Origin of the sequence: Streptomyces sp. NPDC006551 (assembly GCF_040611675.1) — a bacterium.
In the GTDB taxonomy this organism is placed as follows: domain Bacteria; phylum Actinomycetota; class Actinomycetes; order Streptomycetales; family Streptomycetaceae; genus Streptomyces.
In genome coordinates this window covers 228,974-245,693 of sequence record NZ_JBEXOT010000002.1, presented here as the reverse complement: position 1 = coordinate 245,693, position 16,720 = coordinate 228,974, and the positions used below count along the sequence as shown (strand labels likewise).

The 16,720-nt window shown below is 71.4% G+C and carries 16 protein-coding genes; 8 read left to right on the top strand and 8 right to left on the bottom strand.

Features of this window, described 5'->3' with window-relative positions; translation table 11 throughout:
* Positions 1–78 precede the first annotated feature (78 nt).
* The 6 genes from ABZY12_RS03680 to ABZY12_RS03655 all read right to left on the bottom strand — a co-directional run bounded on the left by ABZY12_RS03680 (position 79) and on the right by ABZY12_RS03655 (position 6,644).
* Complete coding sequence (locus ABZY12_RS03680; protein WP_356886714.1) at positions 79–1,614, bottom strand: ABC transporter substrate-binding protein; 1,536 nt, start codon at positions 1,612–1,614, stop codon at positions 79–81.
* Positions 1,615–1,865: 251 nt separating this feature from the next.
* On the bottom strand, positions 1,866–2,306 hold the full coding sequence (locus ABZY12_RS03675) for a hypothetical protein (protein WP_356886712.1): 441 nt from the start codon (positions 2,304–2,306) through the stop codon (positions 1,866–1,868).
* A 250-nt stretch (positions 2,307–2,556) separates the two neighbouring features.
* Positions 2,557–3,912, bottom strand: coding sequence for a carotenoid oxygenase family protein (locus ABZY12_RS03670; protein ID WP_356886710.1), 1,356 nt, complete (start codon positions 3,910–3,912; stop codon positions 2,557–2,559).
* A gap of 80 nt (positions 3,913–3,992) precedes the next feature.
* Positions 3,993–4,454 (bottom strand): SRPBCC family protein, encoded by a 462-nt coding sequence (locus ABZY12_RS03665; RefSeq protein ID WP_356886708.1) that lies wholly within the window; start codon positions 4,452–4,454, stop codon positions 3,993–3,995.
* Positions 4,451–5,974, bottom strand: a complete 1,524-nt coding sequence (locus ABZY12_RS03660; protein WP_356886706.1) for an MFS transporter — start codon at positions 5,972–5,974, stop codon at positions 4,451–4,453. Before ABZY12_RS03660 ends, ABZY12_RS03665 begins: the two co-directional genes overlap by 4 nt.
* Positions 5,975–6,074: 100 nt before the next feature.
* On the bottom strand, positions 6,075–6,644 hold the full coding sequence (locus ABZY12_RS03655; RefSeq protein ID WP_356886704.1) for a TetR/AcrR family transcriptional regulator: 570 nt from the start codon (positions 6,642–6,644) through the stop codon (positions 6,075–6,077).
* Between the two features lie 182 nt (positions 6,645–6,826).
* On the opposite strand from ABZY12_RS03655, the gene ABZY12_RS03650 reads away from it, so the two are divergent.
* Both ABZY12_RS03650 and ABZY12_RS03645 read left to right on the top strand, forming a co-directional pair.
* Entirely contained in the window at positions 6,827–7,234 is a 408-nt protein-coding gene (locus tag ABZY12_RS03650) for a YciI family protein (RefSeq protein ID WP_356886702.1), read from the top strand.
* A gap of 8 nt (positions 7,235–7,242) precedes the next feature.
* Positions 7,243–8,406 carry a DUF6596 domain-containing protein gene (locus tag ABZY12_RS03645; RefSeq protein ID WP_356886978.1) on the top strand — a complete coding sequence of 388 codons (1,164 nt, stop codon included), beginning with the start codon at positions 7,243–7,245 and terminating at the stop codon, positions 8,404–8,406.
* Between the two features lie 56 nt (positions 8,407–8,462).
* On the opposite strand, the gene ABZY12_RS03640 is transcribed toward ABZY12_RS03645, so the two are convergent.
* The gene (locus ABZY12_RS03640; protein ID WP_356886700.1) at positions 8,463–9,389 is read right to left on the bottom strand and encodes a LysR family transcriptional regulator; all 927 of its coding nucleotides are present in this window, start codon (positions 9,387–9,389) and stop codon (positions 8,463–8,465) included.
* Between the two features lie 110 nt (positions 9,390–9,499).
* Here ABZY12_RS03640 and ABZY12_RS03635 point away from each other — a divergent pair, with 110 nt between their 5' ends.
* Positions 9,500–10,699, top strand: a complete 1,200-nt coding sequence (locus ABZY12_RS03635) for a cysteine desulfurase-like protein (RefSeq protein ID WP_356886698.1) — start codon at positions 9,500–9,502, stop codon at positions 10,697–10,699.
* A 36-nt stretch (positions 10,700–10,735) separates the two neighbouring features.
* Positions 10,736–11,470 (top strand): 4'-phosphopantetheinyl transferase superfamily protein, encoded by a 735-nt coding sequence (locus ABZY12_RS03630; RefSeq protein ID WP_356886696.1) that lies wholly within the window; start codon positions 10,736–10,738, stop codon positions 11,468–11,470.
* A 7-nt stretch (positions 11,471–11,477) separates the two neighbouring features.
* Here the strand turns inward: ABZY12_RS03630 and ABZY12_RS03625 are convergent, their stop codons facing one another.
* The gene (locus ABZY12_RS03625) at positions 11,478–12,308 is read right to left on the bottom strand and encodes a pyridoxamine 5'-phosphate oxidase family protein (RefSeq protein ID WP_356886694.1); all 831 of its coding nucleotides are present in this window, start codon (positions 12,306–12,308) and stop codon (positions 11,478–11,480) included.
* 378 nt (positions 12,309–12,686) lie between these two features.
* Between ABZY12_RS03625 and ABZY12_RS03620 the strand changes: the two genes are divergently transcribed.
* From ABZY12_RS03620 to ABZY12_RS03605, 4 genes are all read left to right on the top strand, one after another.
* Positions 12,687–13,664: an iron-containing redox enzyme family protein gene (locus ABZY12_RS03620; RefSeq protein ID WP_356886692.1), complete on the top strand. Its 978-nt coding sequence runs from the start codon at positions 12,687–12,689 to the stop codon at positions 13,662–13,664.
* A gap of 35 nt (positions 13,665–13,699) precedes the next feature.
* On the top strand, positions 13,700–14,386 hold the full coding sequence (locus tag ABZY12_RS03615; RefSeq protein ID WP_356886690.1) for a 2OG-Fe dioxygenase family protein: 687 nt from the start codon (positions 13,700–13,702) through the stop codon (positions 14,384–14,386).
* A gap of 74 nt (positions 14,387–14,460) precedes the next feature.
* Positions 14,461–15,369 (top strand): diaminopimelate epimerase, encoded by a 909-nt coding sequence (gene dapF, locus ABZY12_RS03610; RefSeq protein ID WP_356886688.1) that lies wholly within the window; start codon positions 14,461–14,463, stop codon positions 15,367–15,369.
* Positions 15,366–16,472, top strand: coding sequence for a pyridoxal phosphate-dependent aminotransferase (locus tag ABZY12_RS03605; protein ID WP_356886686.1), 1,107 nt, complete (start codon positions 15,366–15,368; stop codon positions 16,470–16,472). The genes dapF and ABZY12_RS03605 overlap by 4 nt, the downstream gene beginning before the upstream one ends.
* Positions 16,473–16,720: the final 248 nt, after the last annotated feature.

The window sequence follows — 16,720 nt, the reverse complement described above, 5'->3', positions numbered from 1 at the left end:
TCGTCTCCTTCGCTGCGTTCGTTTCCGCCGCGCTCGTTTCGCTCGCTCACCGCAGGCCCCGCACCGGCCCGTCGCCGATCAGGAAGCGGCCGGGCTGTAGTTGTAGATCGAGGGCACCGCCATGCCGGACTGCCGCAGCGCCTTCACGTCGGCGCTGGAGACGAGCTGGTACGTCATCCGGTAGAAGGGCACGAACCAGCCCTCCTCCACCAGGTGCTTGTTGAGGGCGCGCGCGGCGTCGGCGGCCTGCTGGTCCGAACCCGTCCGGACCTGCGGCAGCAGGCTCTGAACGGTCGGGTCCGTCGAGCCGAACATGTTGAAGGTGCCGGGGGCCACCAACTCCTGTGTGGTCACCCAGTCGTTCGGGGACTGTCCGATGTTCATGACCATGGCCGAGTACGCGCGCTCACGGAAGACCTTCTGCAACGCGCTGCCGCCGTCGAGCTGGTCCCAGACCACGGTGACGCCCACCGCCTCGAGATCCGCCTGGATCGACGAGGCGAGCGCGTCGCCGACGATGGCGGATATCCGCGGGAGCTTCAGGGTGAAGCCCTTCGCGTATCCGGCCTGCGCCAGCAGTTGCCTGGCCTTCGCCGGATCGTGCGCGTAGTACGTGTCGAGAGCCTTGTCGTACCCCTTGGTCTCCGGGCCGTAGACCTGGTCGGTGCTCTCGCCGCGCCCCTGCCGGATCTGGGCGAGCATCGTCTTGCGGTCCAGGGCGTGGTTGAGCGCCTGCCTCACCTTGGCCTCGCGCAGGGCGGGGGTGTGCACACCTGCGCGGTCGAACAGCAGGAGCCCCTGGAAGTCGAAGGTGTACGCCTCCTTCTTCAGGCGCGTGTCGGACTCCAGCGCGGCCTGCTGGTTGGCGTCCTGGAGCACGGCGCTGTCGATCTGGCCGGTCTTGAGACCGTTGACGACGGCCGTCTCGTTGTCGAAGACGCTGATCGTCAGCGTCTTGTAGGGGAGCGCCTGCCCCCAGTAGTCCCGCTTGCGCTCGAAGACGTACTTGTTGCCGACGGCCGTCCTGGCCTTGTCGAGGGTGTACGGGCCGGTGCCCACCGGGGTGGTCTTGAGGGAGCCGTCCGCGAGCTTCGCCGGGCTCGCCATCAGGCCGGCCGCGTCGCTCAGATGGAAGAGCATCGCGGGGTCGGGCGCCGTCAGCTCCAGCGTGACGTGGGTGGCGTCCTCGACCGTGACGCCCCTCAGTGTGTCGAGGTGCTTCGCCGCGCCGCCGCCGCCCTTCTTGAAGTGCTCCATGTTGGCCTTGACCGCGTGGGCGTCGAACACGGTGCCGTCGCTGAACTTCACCCCTTGGCGCAGGGTGAGCGACAGTCGCGTCCGGTTCTTGTCATAGGCCCACTCGGTGGCGAGCATCGGCCGGTACGCACCGTCCGGCGCCCGCTGGATCAAGGTGTCGTAGACCGCTTGGAAGTACGGCAGCGCGCTGCCGATCGCGTCCGCGGGATCGAGGCTGCGGGCACTGGTGAGGGTGGCGATGTCGAGCGTGGCCGCAGCGCCCTTCGCGGCGCCGCCGCCTCCTCCGCAACCCGCGAGGACCAGTGAGGCCACGGCCACGCCGGCCGCGAGAGCACTGCTTCGAGCGGAATACCTCATGGTGTTCTCTCCGTCTGGAGGGCCGGCAACGCATCGCCGGCGGGATGTGGTGCCCGAGGGCAGGCCGGACAGGGGGCGCCTGAACGGCTCGCACCCCTGCGACCACGAAAACCGTAATGTGATCGGTTTCTGTGCGTCAATGCCGGGACGGAGGCGGATCGGGGCGGTTGACGAGTCGGCTCCGGGGGCGCCGAGGGCGCGTCGCGCGTCCTACGGCCGGGGTGGGAGCGGGCCTCGGCTTCCCGGGCCGCTCACCGAGCCGGCCCCCGCGCGACCAGCGCTCGATAGATGTCCGCGGGCGCGAACAAGGTCCCGCGTCCGTCCGGGCGGATCAGCCAGCGCAGGCCGGAGATGGGCCGGTCGAGCGCCGGTACGGCGAGCCAGGTACCGCTCGACAGGTGGCGGGCGCCCCGCGCGAGTTCCGGTGCGGGGCTGCCCGCGGCGAGGAGAAGCACCAGCCGCCGGCTTCTGTGGTCGAGGAGGACGGGACCCGTTCGCCGCCTGGCGGCTCCGCGGGTGAGGGCCGAGAGAAGGCCGTGCCCCACCCGCTCGGGCAGGGAGAGGGCGTCCCACCGCCGGCCGGCGGGAAGGAGGACGACGCCGCGCTGGCCCATTCGCCATTCACGCAGACACCCCCTGGGGTCGTCGGCCGCCGAGGCCAGCCAATGAGCAGCCTGGGAGTGAGCGTTCATGCCACACCGCCTCATCACGCAAGGGTCCGATGAATCGCCGACTATTCCCGACCGGTCGCGACCTTCAAAGGGTGGCGTACATTGGCGAATTCGCCGGAATCATTCCTGTTACTTGTCAGGCGGTGTCAGAATCACCGCGCGTTGACGCATTCTCCCGGGCGATTCGGGGTGGGTGGTTCGTCGTCGGAAGTTCGACCGTCGAGGCCCTGACCGGGCACGGCCAGGGCCTTCTGGGTCCCGCGTTGTCGGTTCACACGGCGGTGTCGGGGATCCAGGAGCCGTGGATCATGGCGGGGACGCGGCGGGGCAGGTGGACGGTGGCGGTCGGCGGGAGCGTGAGGTCGCTCGCGTCGAGGACCAGCAGCCGGGAGGCGTCGGCGTCGAGGTCACTGACGACGGTGAGGAGATAGCCGGCGTCCTCGCCAGTGGCGCCGGCGGCGGGGACGAAGACCGCCTCGCTGGGGAGCTGCCCCGTGCCGAAGGGGAGGAGCTGGCGGGTGCCGGTTGTCCGGTCGTACTTCACGAGGGTGTGATGACCGACGCCGAGGTCGTCGGGGAAGGACAGCGCGTACTGGTAGCGATGCTCGCGGCCGAGGAAATCGTCGTTGATGGTGGGGAATTCCACGGTCAGATCGTCGGTCTGCTCCTCCGTCACCTTCCCCGCCGTCGGATCGACGGTCCAGCGGCGGCTTCGGGACCCCGAATTCGGCTCGGCGCCGCGGTCGGGCGCGCCGACCCACCAGTTCCAGGAGCGCTGCCAGCCGTCGCGTCCGACGGCCGGGCCTTCGACGACGATGCGCCCGTGGGCGTCTTCGTACGCGTTGGCGAGGTGCATGGCGTAGCCCTGGGCGACCTCGAACCAGCGGATCTTCCGCGCGCCGGCCGTACCCCTCGGCATGACGCCGATACGGGTGGGCTGCCCGTCGTTCCAGGCGTAGGGGATGCCGGAGTGCTCGGAGGGGGCGAAGCTGACCGAGCCTTCGAGGAAGACGACATGGTGCTCGGTGAGCGCGAAGTCGTGCTTGAGGGCGGCGGTGGCGCCCGGGACCTCCTGGCTGTCCAGGACGTGACCGTCGGCCGAGGCGACATGGTGGACGAGGTACGGCGGGAAGGGCGAGGAGGCGAAGAAGTGGAGTTCGCCGGTGACCGGGTCCTGCTTGGGGTGGGCGGTCATCGCCGAGGTCAGCTTGCCGCCGAAGTCGTAGGCGCCGACGGTCTCCAGCTCGGGGGTCAGCTCGAAGGGAAGGTTCGACTCGCACAGGGCGAGCAGACGGCCGGCGTGCTCGATGACATGGGTGCCGGCGGTGCTGGCGGTGAGGTCAGGGCCCCGCTCGGTCATGTAGGGGGCACCGTCGAGGGCGGGCGTGCGTACCCAGCGGTTGCGGTACCACTCGGCGCGGCCGTCACGCAGGCGGATGCCGTGGACCATGCCACTGCCCTTGAACCAGTGGGTGGGGGTGATGCCGGGCTTGGGGTTGTGACTGTTGCGGATCAGACGGCCGGTGAGCTCGGGGGGCAACGTGCCCTCGACGGTGAGTCCGGTGGCGGTGATCTCGTCGGCGACGGGGGTGTAGTGGCCGGTGAGGTAGGGCTTGTTCGTGGTCATGGCGGCGTGCTCCTCGGGGTGCGGGGCGGGAAGTCAGGGCGGCGAGGGGCGGAACGGATCCACCGCGCGCTCGACCGCGGTCATCGGCGCTCGGCCTCGGTCTTGAGTCGCAGCAGCCAGTTCTCCAGGGACTGACGCAGCGCCTGTTCCAGGGCGGCGGGCTGTTCCTCGACGACGGCTCCGCTCCAGGACTCCGCGGTGCGGACGGTGACGACACCGTCGGTCTCCTCGAAGGTCCACACGTGGATGCCGTCGATGCCGTTCGCGGGGCCGCCCCAGACGATCCGCTCGCCGGCGACCACGTGGTGGACGGTGGAGGCGATGTCGAGGCCGTGCGTGCGCCACCGGAAGCGGGCTCCGGCGGCGAGCGGGCCGGTGAACCGGGTGGACTCGACATCGGTGTTCCACCGCGGCCAGGCACCGATGTCGGTGTGCACCGCCCAGACGGTGTCGAGCGGGGCGTCGACGGTGACGGCCAGGCGGACGACGACCGGTGCGTGCGGGTCGATGTCGAGGGCCGGGCCGGAGGTGATGAGGCTCATGCGGATTCTCCCTGAGGGGTGGTGACGGTCCTGGCTGTCTGGCTGGTGGTTCGGCTGGTGGTTCCGCCGCGGGGCGGGCCCGAGGCGGCGGGGACGGCGGGTGCCTGAGGCCGTGGAAGGCGGGGCGGGTGCGGCAGGCGGGGCAGCAGCGGTACGAGAGCGGTTGCGGCGGCGGCGATGGCGGCCGCGGCGAGGAAGGCCGTCCGGTAGCCCTCGGTGAGGGCCGCCGCCTCCGCCCGCTGCCCGTGGACGGTGGTCGCCGCGGTGGCCGCCGCGGTGGCGAGGGAGCCGAGGACCGCGAGACCCATGGCGCCGCCGATCTGGCGGGAGGTGTTGACGAGGCCGCCGGCCAGGCCGGTGTCACCGGCGGGGGCGCCGCTCATCGCGGCGGCGGTGAGCTGGACGAAGGCGATGCCCAGGCCGAGGCCGATCAGCACGATCGGTCCGAGGACGTCGTGAAGGAAGCCGCCGTCGGCGGGGGCGCGGGAGAGCCATACGAGACCGGCGGTCTGAACCGCCAGACCGGCGGCGAGGGCGGCACGGGGGCCGAGCGTGCGGGCCAGGCGGGGCGCCAGCCAGGCGCCGAGCATGTTGGCCGCCGCCAGGGGGAGTTGGAGGACGCCGGTCTCGAACGGACCCATGCCCAGGACCCGCTGCTGATAGAGCGGGAGGAAGAAGAACAGGCCAAGCCAGACCGCCCCGAGCAGGGCCGTGAGCACGTTGGCGGTGAGCGTGCCGCGCGAGACGATCCGCCGGGGCAGGAGCGGTGCCGGATGAAACCGCTCGATCAGCGCGAACACGGCGATGAGGACCATGGCCGCCGCGAGCCGGCCCAGGGTCTGCGGATCCGACCATCCGCGGTCCCCCGCGACCGTGAGACCGTGCACGAGGACGACCAGCCCGGCCGTGACGGCGAGCGCGCCACCGACGTCAAGACGCCGCCGCATGGCGCGCGCCCCTGGACCCGGTGGCGGCACGGTACGGACCGCGATGAGCACCGCGGCGGCGGCCAGCCCGGAGGCGTGAAAGACCCATGGCCATCCCAGGGTCTCGGTGAGCACGCCTCCCGCCAGGACACCGGCCGCGCCGCCGGCACCGGTCATCGCGCCCCACAGACCCAGGGCCCGCGCCCGCCGCGCCCCCGGTGGGAAGAGCTCCATGAGGAGGGCGAGCGCCGCCGGCGCCACGGCGGCCGCCGCCATGCCCTGCAGCGCACGCGCGGCCACCAGGGTCTCCGGCCCTTGGGCCAGGCCGGCCGCGAAGGAGGCGGCGGCGAAGAGCCGGAGTCCGAACTTCAGGACCCTGCCGGCGCCGAACAGATCGGCGGCCCGACCGCCGAGCAGAAGCAGCGCCCCGAAGGCGAGACCGTAGGCGTTCACCACCCAGGACAGGCCACTGCCGGTGAGGCCGAGGCCGGCTCCGACGACAGGGAGCGCGACGTTGACGATCGACGTGCTCAGCGTGACCACGAACTGGGCCCCGGCCAGTGCTCCGGCCGCGACGGCCGCTCTTCGGTACACAACCCCTCCTATGTGTGGTTGACCACTCACTCTCGCGGCCGAAGAGAAGGGTGAGACCGGTCCCCGACGGAACCGTCCCTCACCCTCCGCCGCGCGTCGGTCAGTAGTGCGTGATCCCGGCCGCGAGGGTCCGCGTCCAGGGCGCGTCGACCGCCTCGGCGTCGATCGAGACCAGCAGGTGGCACAGCATGCCCACGGCGAAGAACTCCTGCACCTGGCGCTCGTCGCCCCCGGAGGCACCACGGACGTACTCGACCGTCCGGGCGTACCCCGCCCGCACGGACTCCCGGATCGCCGGCTCGGACACGGCCGCCGCCTGGGCGTGCAACTGCACGAGCATCAGGTCGTTGTCGCTGATGAGGCGGGCGTAGGCGTCGCCCATCGAAGCGAGCACCACCTCCGGAGAACTCCCCTCGGCCTCGGCGGCACCCCGCTCCAGGGCGGCCCGCACCCGGACGAAGCAGTGCTCCACGACCGCCGCGAAAAGTGCCTCCTTGTTGGGGAAGAGCCGGTACACGTACGCCTGGGAGATCCCGGCCGCCTTGGCGACCTCGGTCGTCGTGGTGCCGAAGTACCCCCGGGCCGCGAAGGCGCCGATCGCGGTCCGCAGGACCGTATCCCGACGCTCGTCCGCCGTGGACAACCGGCGTGGGCGGTGCTCTGTGTTCATGTGAGTACTTAACCACTCACACTTCGGGGAGTCAACGCCGTGCCGCCGATCAGCCCTCGACCGGGGCGCTCCTCCACGAGAGCCGGAAAAATTTCGTACGGCGATGTCGAGAACCCGTCACCGGCTCCGTCCCAGCGATGAACGGGACCAGAATGGCCCCATCAGCACCGAGGAGAGACACGATGGCCAAGTACCTGCTGCTCAAGCACTACCGCGGCGCCCCGACTCCGGTGAACGACGTACCCATGGACCAGTGGACGCCGGAGGAGATCTCGGCGCACGTGGAGTACATGCGCGACTTCGCGACCCGGCTCGAGGAGACCGGCGAGTTCGTCGACGGTCAGGCACTCGCCCCCGAGGGGGCCTGGGTCCGGTACGACGGTGAGGGGCGCCCGCCGGTCACCGACGGTCCGTTCGCCGAGACCAAGGACCTCATCGCCGGCTGGATGGTGATCGACGTCGACAGCTACGACCGCGCGGTCGAACTGGCCGGGGAGCTGTCGGCCGCCCCCGGAGCCGGCGGGAAGCCGATCCACGAGTGGCTGGAGCTGCGCCCGTTCCTGGCCGCGCCGCCCACCATCACGGAGTGACCTCACCGATGAACGAGGCACTGCTCCGGAGCCTCACGCCGAGCGTGCTCGGAATCCTCGTCCGCCGCGGAGCCGACTTCGCGGCGGCCGAGGACGCCGTCCAGGACGCGCTGGTCGAGGCGGTCCGCGTCTGGCCGGCCGACCCCCCACGGGACCCGAAAGGCTGGCTGGTCACCGTGGCCTGGCGCAAGTTCCTCGACGCGACCCGGTCGGACACCGCCCGTCGCCGGCGTGAGGACCTCGTCGACGAGGAGCCGGCGCCCGGGCCCACGCCCCAGGTGGACGACACGCTCCAGCTCTACTTCCTGTGCGCCCACCCCTCGTTGACGCCGTCGTCCGCGGTCGCGCTCACGCTGCGCGCCGTCGGCGGCCTCACCACCCGCCAGATCGCCCAGGCCTACCTGGTGCCCGAGGCGACCATGGCGCAGCGCATCAGCCGGGCCAAGCGCACCGTCTCCGGCGTGCGGTTCGACCAGCCGGGCGACGTCGCCACCGTGCTGCGCGTCCTCTACCTGGTGTTCAACGAGGGCTACTCCGGCGATGTCGACCTCGCCGCCGAGGCCATCCGGCTCACCCGGCAACTGGCGGCCGCGATCGACCACCCCGAGGTGGCGGGGCTGCTCGCCCTCATGCTGCTCCACCACGCCCGGCGCGCCTCCCGGACCGCGCCCGACGGCAGCCTGGTGCCGCTCGCCGAGCAGGACCGCGGCCGGTGGGACACCGCGTCGATCGCCGAGGGCGTCGCGATCCTGCAGGCGGCCCTCGCCCGCGACCGGCTGGGCGAGTTCCAGGCCCAGGCCGCCATCGCGGCGCTCCACGCCGACGCCCCCACCGTCGAGGAGACCGACTGGGTGCAGATCGTCGAGTGGTACGACGAGTTGGCGCGCCTGACCGACAGCCAGGTCGTCCGGCTCAACCGCGCGGTGGCCGTCGGCGAGGCCGACGGACCGCGCGCCGGCCTGGCGGCGCTCGCGGCGCTGGACGACTCCTCCGCAACCTCTTCGAGCATCCCCCGCCACGCCGCGGTGGCGGCGTACCTCCACGAGCGCGACGGCGACCTGGTGACGGCGGCACGGCTGTACGCCGAGGCGGCCCGGAAGGCACCGAACCTCGCCGAGCGTGATTACCTGACGCGCCAGGCCGCCCGGCTCAACGCCCGCCGGCCTCGCTGACGGGTCGCGCTCCGGATCGCGTCGTCCGGTCGGCGGTTCACCGACCGCCGCCGGCGCTACGACCGGACGCTCCGCACGGCTCCGGTCAGCAGCGTGACGAGAGCGTCGAGGATCGGAGGAAGGGCGCCGGTCCTGCTGACGGCGAGTATCTCTCGGTGGAGCGGTGCGACCCCGGGCGGAAGGACCACCCGCTCGACCCCGGACTCGTCGCTTCCTCCGCCGAGGAGTGTGGCCGGGACCAGACCCACCGCCAGGCCGGCTCGGATCATGGCGAGCATGCTGTGGAGGTCCTCGGTCTCCAGCGTCACCCGGGGCGAGATCCCGAGCTCTCCGGCCCAGCGGTGCAGCAGTCGCCGGTCGGCGTTGTGGGCGTGGCCCGAGATCCACTCCCGTTCCAGGCATTCGGCCAGCTCCACCGGGCGGCGGCGGTCCGGCTCGGCCGCCGTGACCAGGACCAGTGGCTCGCGCCCCAGGGCGGTGACGGTCCACGCCCGGGACGGGGTCGGCGGGTCCTCGGGCAGATAGCGGTAGGCGATGAGCAGGTCCATGTCCCCCGACTTCACCTTCGGCAGCCCCTCGTGCGTCTCCACGTCGATGAGGCGGATCCGGGAGCCGAGGCCACGAGCCTTCAGCGCGGGCAGCACCTTCGGGAGCAGATGGCTCATCGCGCTGGGGTAGGTCCCGACGCGCAGTTCGGCGATCTCGCGGTCGGCGATACCGTTGGCGGCGTCCTGGAAGCGCGCGGTCGCGTCGAAGAGCGTCTCGGTCGCCTGCGCCAGGGAGCGGCCCGCCGCGGTGAGGACGAGCCGGCTGCCGGGGCGGCGGACGAGCAGTTCGACTCCCATGTCGCGCTCCAGCGCGGCGATGTGCTGGGACACCGCCGACGGCACATAGCCGAGCGCCGCCGCGGCCTCGGCCATCGACCCATGGCGCACCACGGCCAGGAAGGTGGCCAGAAGCTTCAGATCGGGCTGGGACTTCATGGACCGTGAACTTCCTTTTCGCGATTCATCGCTTTACGTGATCCGACGCCGGGTGCCAGAGTCTAGGCGCCCCGCCCCCGGGCGCCCCGCCCCGACAGAAAGCCGAGGCCATGGCCATCGACGTCACCGCCCTCCGGGCGAACTTCCCCTCGCTCGATCACGGCCTCGCCTTCTTCGACGGGCCGGGCGGCACACAGACCCCCCGCCCCGTCGCCGACGCCATCGCCACGACGCTGACCGGGCCCCTCTCCAACCGAGGAACCGTCAGTCCCTCCGAGCTCAACGCCGAGCGGGCCGTCGCGGACTTCCGCGCCGCCTACGCCGACCTGCTCCACGTGCCCGCGAACGGCATCGTCCACGGGCGCAGCGCCACGCAGCTGACGTACGACTTCTCCCGCCACCTGGCCAAGGAATGGAACGCGGGCGACGAGATCATCGTCAGCCGGCTGGACCACGACTCCAACGTCCGCCCCTGGGTCCAGGCCGCCGAGCGGGCCGGAGTGACGGTCCGCTGGATCGAGATCGACGCGGGGACGACGGAGCTGGACCTCGACTCGTACGAGCGGGCCCTCTCGCCCCGGACCCGGCTGGTCGCGGTCACGGCGGCCTCCAACGTGCTGGGCACCAAGCCGCCCGTCCGCCGGATCGCCGACCTGGCCCACGAGGTCGGCGCCCTGGTGTACGTGGACGGGGTGCACTACGCGGCGCACCACCTGGTGGACGTGCCGGCGTCGGGGGCGGACCTGTTCGTGTGCTCGCCGTACAAATTCCTCGGGCCCCACTGCGGGGTGCTCGCCGCAGCGCCCGAACTCCTCGAGACCCTCCGCCCGGACAAGCTCCTGCCCTCCCCCGACACCGTGCCGGAGCGCTTCGAGTTCGGCACGCTCCCCTACGAGATCCTGGCGGGCGCCACCGCCGCGGTGGACTTCCTCGCGGCGCTGGACCCGGGGACGGGAGCCTCGCGCAGGGAGCGGCTGACGCGGTCCCTGGGCTCGGTCCACGAGCACGAGCTGACGCTGCGCGGGAGGCTGGAGGAGGGGCTGCGGGCCCTCGGCGACGTCGTCACGCTGCTCTCGAAGGCCCATGACCGCACCCCGACGCTCCTGATGACCCTCGAAGGCCGCGACGCGCGCGAGGCACAGGTGCATCTGGCCGGGCTCGGCGTCCTGGCCCCGGCCGGACAGTTCTACGCGTACGAACCCTTCGCCGCGCTGAAGGTGGAGGGCCCCGCCCTGCGGGCGGGCCTGGCGCCCTACAACACGGCCGAGGACGTGGACAGGCTCCTCGACGGCCTCACCGCCTTTCTCTGACGGCGCGGCCCCGACCACCCGAACCGGAGGCACCGCATGGCCGCGACCGACACCGGACGGCTGCTGGTCCCCCGCCGGCTTTCCGGCTCCGGTCCCGGCCTCGCCACACCCGCCGCACCGCAACCCGCCGTTCCGGCACTGTGGCTGGTGGACACCGCCGAGTACCGGGGGTACGCCTCCCGGCACGCCCCCGGCATCCTCGACGCCCAAGAGCTCGCCCACGCCGCGCGGTTCGTACGAACCGCCGACCGGGACGCGTACGAGTGCGCCCATGTGGCGCTGCGCCTGCTGCTGGGCGCGTACCTGGGTGTGGCGGCTCGTGAGGTGGTCGTCGAGCGGGCCCCGTGCGCGCACTGCGACGAGCCGCACGGCAGACCCGTGGTGCCCGGAGGCACCCCGCACTTCTCGCTGTCGCACTGCGAGGGCCTGAGCCTGCTCGCCTTCGCGACCACGCCCGTGGGCGTGGACGTGGAGCCGGTCCCCGACGCGGCGGCCGTCGCCGAGGTGGCCGATGTGCTGCACCCTCGGGAGGCAGCCGAACTCGCCGGCCTGCCGGCCGCCGTGCGCCCGTCGGCCTTCGCCCGGGTGTGGACCCGCAAGGAGGCGTACCTCAAGGGGACGGGCGTCGGTCTCTCCGCCGACCCGGCCGCCGACTACGTCGGTGCAGGTCCCGTCCCCGCCTCGCCCCCGGGCTGGACTCTGTACGACGTCCTCGCCCCGGAGGGCCACCACGCCGCCGTGGCCCTGGCCGACCCTTCGGATGACGGATGACCGGCTATCAAGGTCCGTCCGACGGCCCCGTCCCGAGGACGCGTGCGATCGTGAAGTGAACGGTCGGTTCCTCGCCGGTGAGCCGTACTCGGGCGGTGCCGGTGAGTCGCAGCGTCGCGCCCCCGTCCTCCTCGACGAAGAGCATTCCGGCACGGGAGTCGAGGACGAGGTTGCCGAGCGTCGTGAACATCGAGTTCCCGGGGCATTCCGTCCAGGTCAGCTCGGACGGTGACACCACCTCGACGAACCCCGGCTCCCCACCGCGGTGACTGGCGTCGGCGGCGCCGGTGTCCGAGGCCGTGGCGATGAAGAAGGTGTCCGCGCGGCTGATCCACCTCCGCTGGTCCGAGCTGAGCGTCTCGCTCGACGAGGTCGGTCCCGAGGCGATCGGAGCCAGGTCGGGACCGTTCCGGCGACGGAGTCGCCCGGGGCAGTTGGTGAAGACCTGGACCGTGTCGATCGCGAGCCCTCGTGCGGTACGCCGGGCGATGCCGTTGATCCTCAGCCTCAGCCGCGTGCGCCGGTCGGGGAAGAGCAGACCGATCTCGAACGGCTCGTCGGGAAAGGGGCGTTCGGCTGAGGGGGATCGCGCCGCGTCCAGGGTCAGGGAGAGCGAACGCGGACCGGTGGCCCTCGCGAATCCGGGAGGGCCGGTCACCATCGAGGCCCACATCGCGCTGTCGGAATCGGCTGAGCCGATCACCACGGCACGCTGCAGTCCGACGAAGGCGGCGAGGACCTCCGTCAAGCCGGTCCGGATCACCCGGGACGCTCGGTCGGCCTCGACCGAGCGTCCCGTTCGCTCCTGGATCTCACGTTCACCTCGGTGGTAACCCACGCCGGCCGCGCCTCCCTCGGTCGTACAGACGGTGTACATCATCCGTCCAGTGAGCCCCCCGCAGAATGGCAACGGCCGCCTCCCCCATGGAAATTCTGCTCTCCAAATCGGGGACGGCCGGCCGGGGTTTCGTTCACAGCGTGCCGAAACAGACGGGGGAAGGGAGTTCGAAACCCGTGCCATGAGACTTCATGACCCGCTGCCGAAAACCGTTGGGCGCGAGACCTATCCTCCGTCGTCGATCCGGACGACGGTGCAGAGACTTCGTGTCGGAAATCTGATTCATCCAGTGAATCCAAGGGGAAACACATGCCAGAAGTCGGCGGCTCCAAGGGTCTGACTGTATCCGGTGACCCACTTCTGTCCACCGTGGACAGGGTGTGCGCATGTCTCGGTTCCGCACCCGAGAAGGTCGACTCCGCGCTGTCGGGCAGCGAGCGGAGTCGCGTCCTGGGCGAGGTGGCCGACATCAACGCCGCCGCGGCCGCGGGCGACAGCGGCGCCCTGTACGCGCAGCAGTATCTGCTCGACCGCATCTACCAGCTGTACACGAAGATCCCGCGGCAGCAGAGCGCCGAAGGATCCGTCGTCGTGTACGAGATAGCCCGGCTCCTGGAGACCGCCACCGCCGCCGCCCAGGACCGGCTGATCGAGCCGGGGCTGCTCGAAGAAGCGCCCACGGAGCCGCGAGAGTACCTCTCCTGGCTCAAGAACACCGCTCGCACCCACCGGGTGTACAAGCACCCCTACTACCACGAGTTCATCCGCAACACGGCCACCGAGAGCGACCTGCGGAACTACGTGATGCAGGAGTCGGTCGTGGACGGCCGCTTCGACGACCTGCTCGCCATGATGCAGGTGGGCACCGCCGGCGCGGCCAAGATGGAGATCGCCGCCAACTTCTGGGACGAGATGGGCAACGGCGATCACGCCCAGGTCCACACCCATCTCTTCAACAAGATCTACGAGGTCTTCGAGATCTCGGAGGACGAGCTCGACCGCTCCCTCACCGCCACGTCGCTGCTCAACGGCAATCTCGCGGTCATGCTGTGCCGGCACCGCTCCATGTACCCGGAGGCCGTGGGCTTCCTGGGCATGACCGAGTGGATGGCGCCGGACAGGTTCGTCCAGGTCGTGCACGCCTGGGAGCGCCTGGGCCTGCCGGAGGTGGGGATCACCTACCACCGGCTGCACATCACCATCGACTCCCAGCACGCCCAGGGCTGGTTCCACAACGTGGTGCTCCCCGCCGCCGAATCGGCGCACATGCGCCGTGCCATCGCACGCGGAATCCTGTGGCGGCTCAACTCCTCCGCCGCCTACCTCGACGAGCGCATGCCTTCCGTCGCCTCCTGACGTCCGACGAGACCCTCACTTCTGAAGGAGAGACCATGCCCCTCGGCAGCGAACGGTTCGCCATCATCGATCTGCCGGATGTCTCGCCCGACATCCTGCCCAGTTACGAGGACTGCCCGGTCGACGAGTACATGGGCAACGGCACCCGCTTCAAGCGGTTCTCGCAGTACCGCCTCACCCCTCAGGGTGGCGACGAGTGGTCGTTCGCGCGTCTCCCGCACCGCGACTACACGACGTACAAGAAGTTCAACTCGGTCGGCGGCGGCATCCGCCGCGTCTACGAACCGATCAAGGTGGACTTCACGCCGCTGATCAGGGTGGGCATCGGTGAACTCGGCCTCGACAGATCCGAGGACTGGCAGATCAACGTGCACCAGAACAGGACCCGCGCCGAGGGCGGCAAGCCGGGCCCCCTCACTCCGGAGGGGGTCCACCACGACGGGCACGAGTTCGTGATGATCGCCGTCCTCAACAAGGTGAACGTCGCGGGCGGCACCACCCGCCTGTGGAACCCCGGGGCCGACGAGCCTTTCTGGACCGGCACGCTCGAAGCGGGACAGGCCGTCCTGCTGGACGACCGGGCGCTCGCCCATGACGTCACGGACGTGCTGTCCGCGGACGGCGGCCCGGGCCACCGGGACATCGTCATCGTCGCGTTCTCCCGGTGGGCGGAGAAGTGGTACGGCGACGACCACGACGCCGCCGCTCTCGCCGAGCAGTGATCCGGGGCGCCGCCCCGGGGTGAGGCACGACGCCTCGGGGCGGCGCCGCGCCCCTCAGCCAAGGGAGATCATCCGTGACCGACTTCTTCAAGTACCAGGCCGCAGGCAACGACTATTTGGTGATCGACCCCCGCCACACCGACTTCCCCGTGACCCCTGAAGCGATCCGTCTGGTCTGCGACCGGCACCGGGGTGTCGGGGCGGACGGAGTCCTCCACGGGCCGCTGGAGCCGCCCCGCCCCGGTGTCCCGGTCACGCTCGACCTGTACAACTCCGACGGGTCCGACTGCGGCAGGAGCGGCAACGGTTTGCGGATGTTCGCTCTGCACCTCGCCGAGCAGGAGGCCGGCGCCTGGGCCGACGGCCGCGAGTTCACCCTTCGTACGGCGGTGGGCGACACCGCGGTACGGGTTCTCGACGCGGGCCAGGGACGGGTGGAGGTCGGGATGGGGCGTCCCAGCTTCGACGCCGCCGATCTGCCCCTGCTCCACGTGGACGGGTCCCCGTACATCGGCCGTGCGGTGCGCGTACCGCTGTCCGTGGACGACGAGAAGCTGACCGTCACCTGCGTGTACAACGGCAATCCGCACACCGTGGTGCTGGTGGACGCCCCGTCCCCCCAGCTGGCCCGGCGGCTCGGCCCGGGGATAGCCCAGCACGTCCGGTTCCCCCGTGCCACCAATGTGCAGTTCGCGCGCATGGTGAACCGGGCCGTGATGGAGCTGGAGGTGTTCGAGCGCGGCGCCGGGTACGTGACGGCGTCCGGCGCCGGTGCCTGTGCCGCGGTGTCCGCGGCCCGCGAGCTCGGGCTGTGCGACGACCGGGTCGAGGTGAGGATGCCCGGGGGCGGTGTGGAGATCACCGTCGCCGAGGACGGCCGGGTCACCATGACCGGCGACGCCGAGCAGGTGGCCGCCGGGTCGTTCGCGCCCGCCCTGCGCGCGCGGCTCGACCGGATGGCGTCGGCGAGGAGCGTACGGTGACCCTCTCCTCGCCCCAGGCGCGCGACTATCCGATCCAGCGGTGGGTGTTCGAGGACGCCGTGGGCCGTTTCGACATCGATCTCGGCGACAGCAACATGGTCCCCGGACGCCTCGACGCCCTCGACGTACCGGCCGATCTGGAGCTCGACTACGGTCACGACCGGGGCCTCGGCGCCCTGCGCGAGGCGGTCGCCGGCCTGTACGGCGGGGCGGCGGACTCGGTCCTCGTCACCCAGGGTGCCCAGCAGGCGCTCTACCTCGTGTACGCGGCGCTGCTGACCCCCGGGTCCCGGGTGATCGCCTTCCGGCCCGGCTGGCAGCAGTCCTGGGACGTGCCCCCCGAGCTGGGCTGCCATGTGGAACTCGTCGGGTTCCGCCCCGACCTCAGCTTCGACGTCGAGGCGGCCGAGGCGGTGGCCGGGCCGGACGTACGGCTGATCGTCGCCAACAGCCCGTGCAATCCGACCGGTCGGCGCATCGCGGAGAAGGACCTGCACGGACTGGTGGCGCTGGCGTCGCGTACGGGGGCCCATCTGCTGCTCGACGAGGAGTACGCGCTCGACCTCTCGCGCTCCGCCGCCGTCGGCAGCGACCGGGTGATCTCCGTGTCCAGTCTCTCCAAGGTGTACGGCTTCCCCGGACTGCGGGTCGGCTGGCTCTACGGTCCACCGGACGTCGTGGAGCGCTGTGCCCGGCGCAAGTTCCTGTCCACCATCTCCAACTCGGTGCTGTGCGAGACGCTGGCCTGCGACGTCCTGGCCCACCGCGAGCGGCATCTGCGCTCCTACCACGAGCTCACCCGCCGGGGTCTGGCCCTCGTCCGGGACTTCGCCCGGCGCAACGCGGACGCGGTGACCCTCGTGGAACCCGAGGACACTCCGTTCGCCTGGCTCTGGCTGACCACCGGCGAGGAGCCGCTGGCGATGTGCCGCAGGGCGCTGGACCGGGGCGTGCTGCTCATGCCCGGCGAGACGCTCGGTGCCAGTGACGGCTTCCGTGTCTGCTTCGCGCGCTCCCCCGAGGCGGTGGCCGAGGGACTGGGCCGCGTGGAGCGTGTGCTCAGGCCCTCTTCTCCCGCGGCCGGCTCCGTCCCGGCCCGCTGATCCCGGGACCGCCGTCCCGCTCCTCTCCCCCGGGGCTGCCGTCCCGCTCCGCCGCCCCGGGGCTGCCGTCCCACCTCGCTGCTCCCGGGGCGGCCGCCCGGTCCGCCGAGGTACCGGCTCTCTTCCCGCTCTTCATCTTCTCTCCCCTGCTCGCTGCCGCCCCGGGGGCTCGCTTCCCGCCGCCCCGGTGCGCCAAGCCGGGCTGCTCCCGCGCCCCCTGGGCACCCACCTGAACAGCCGAATGGAGT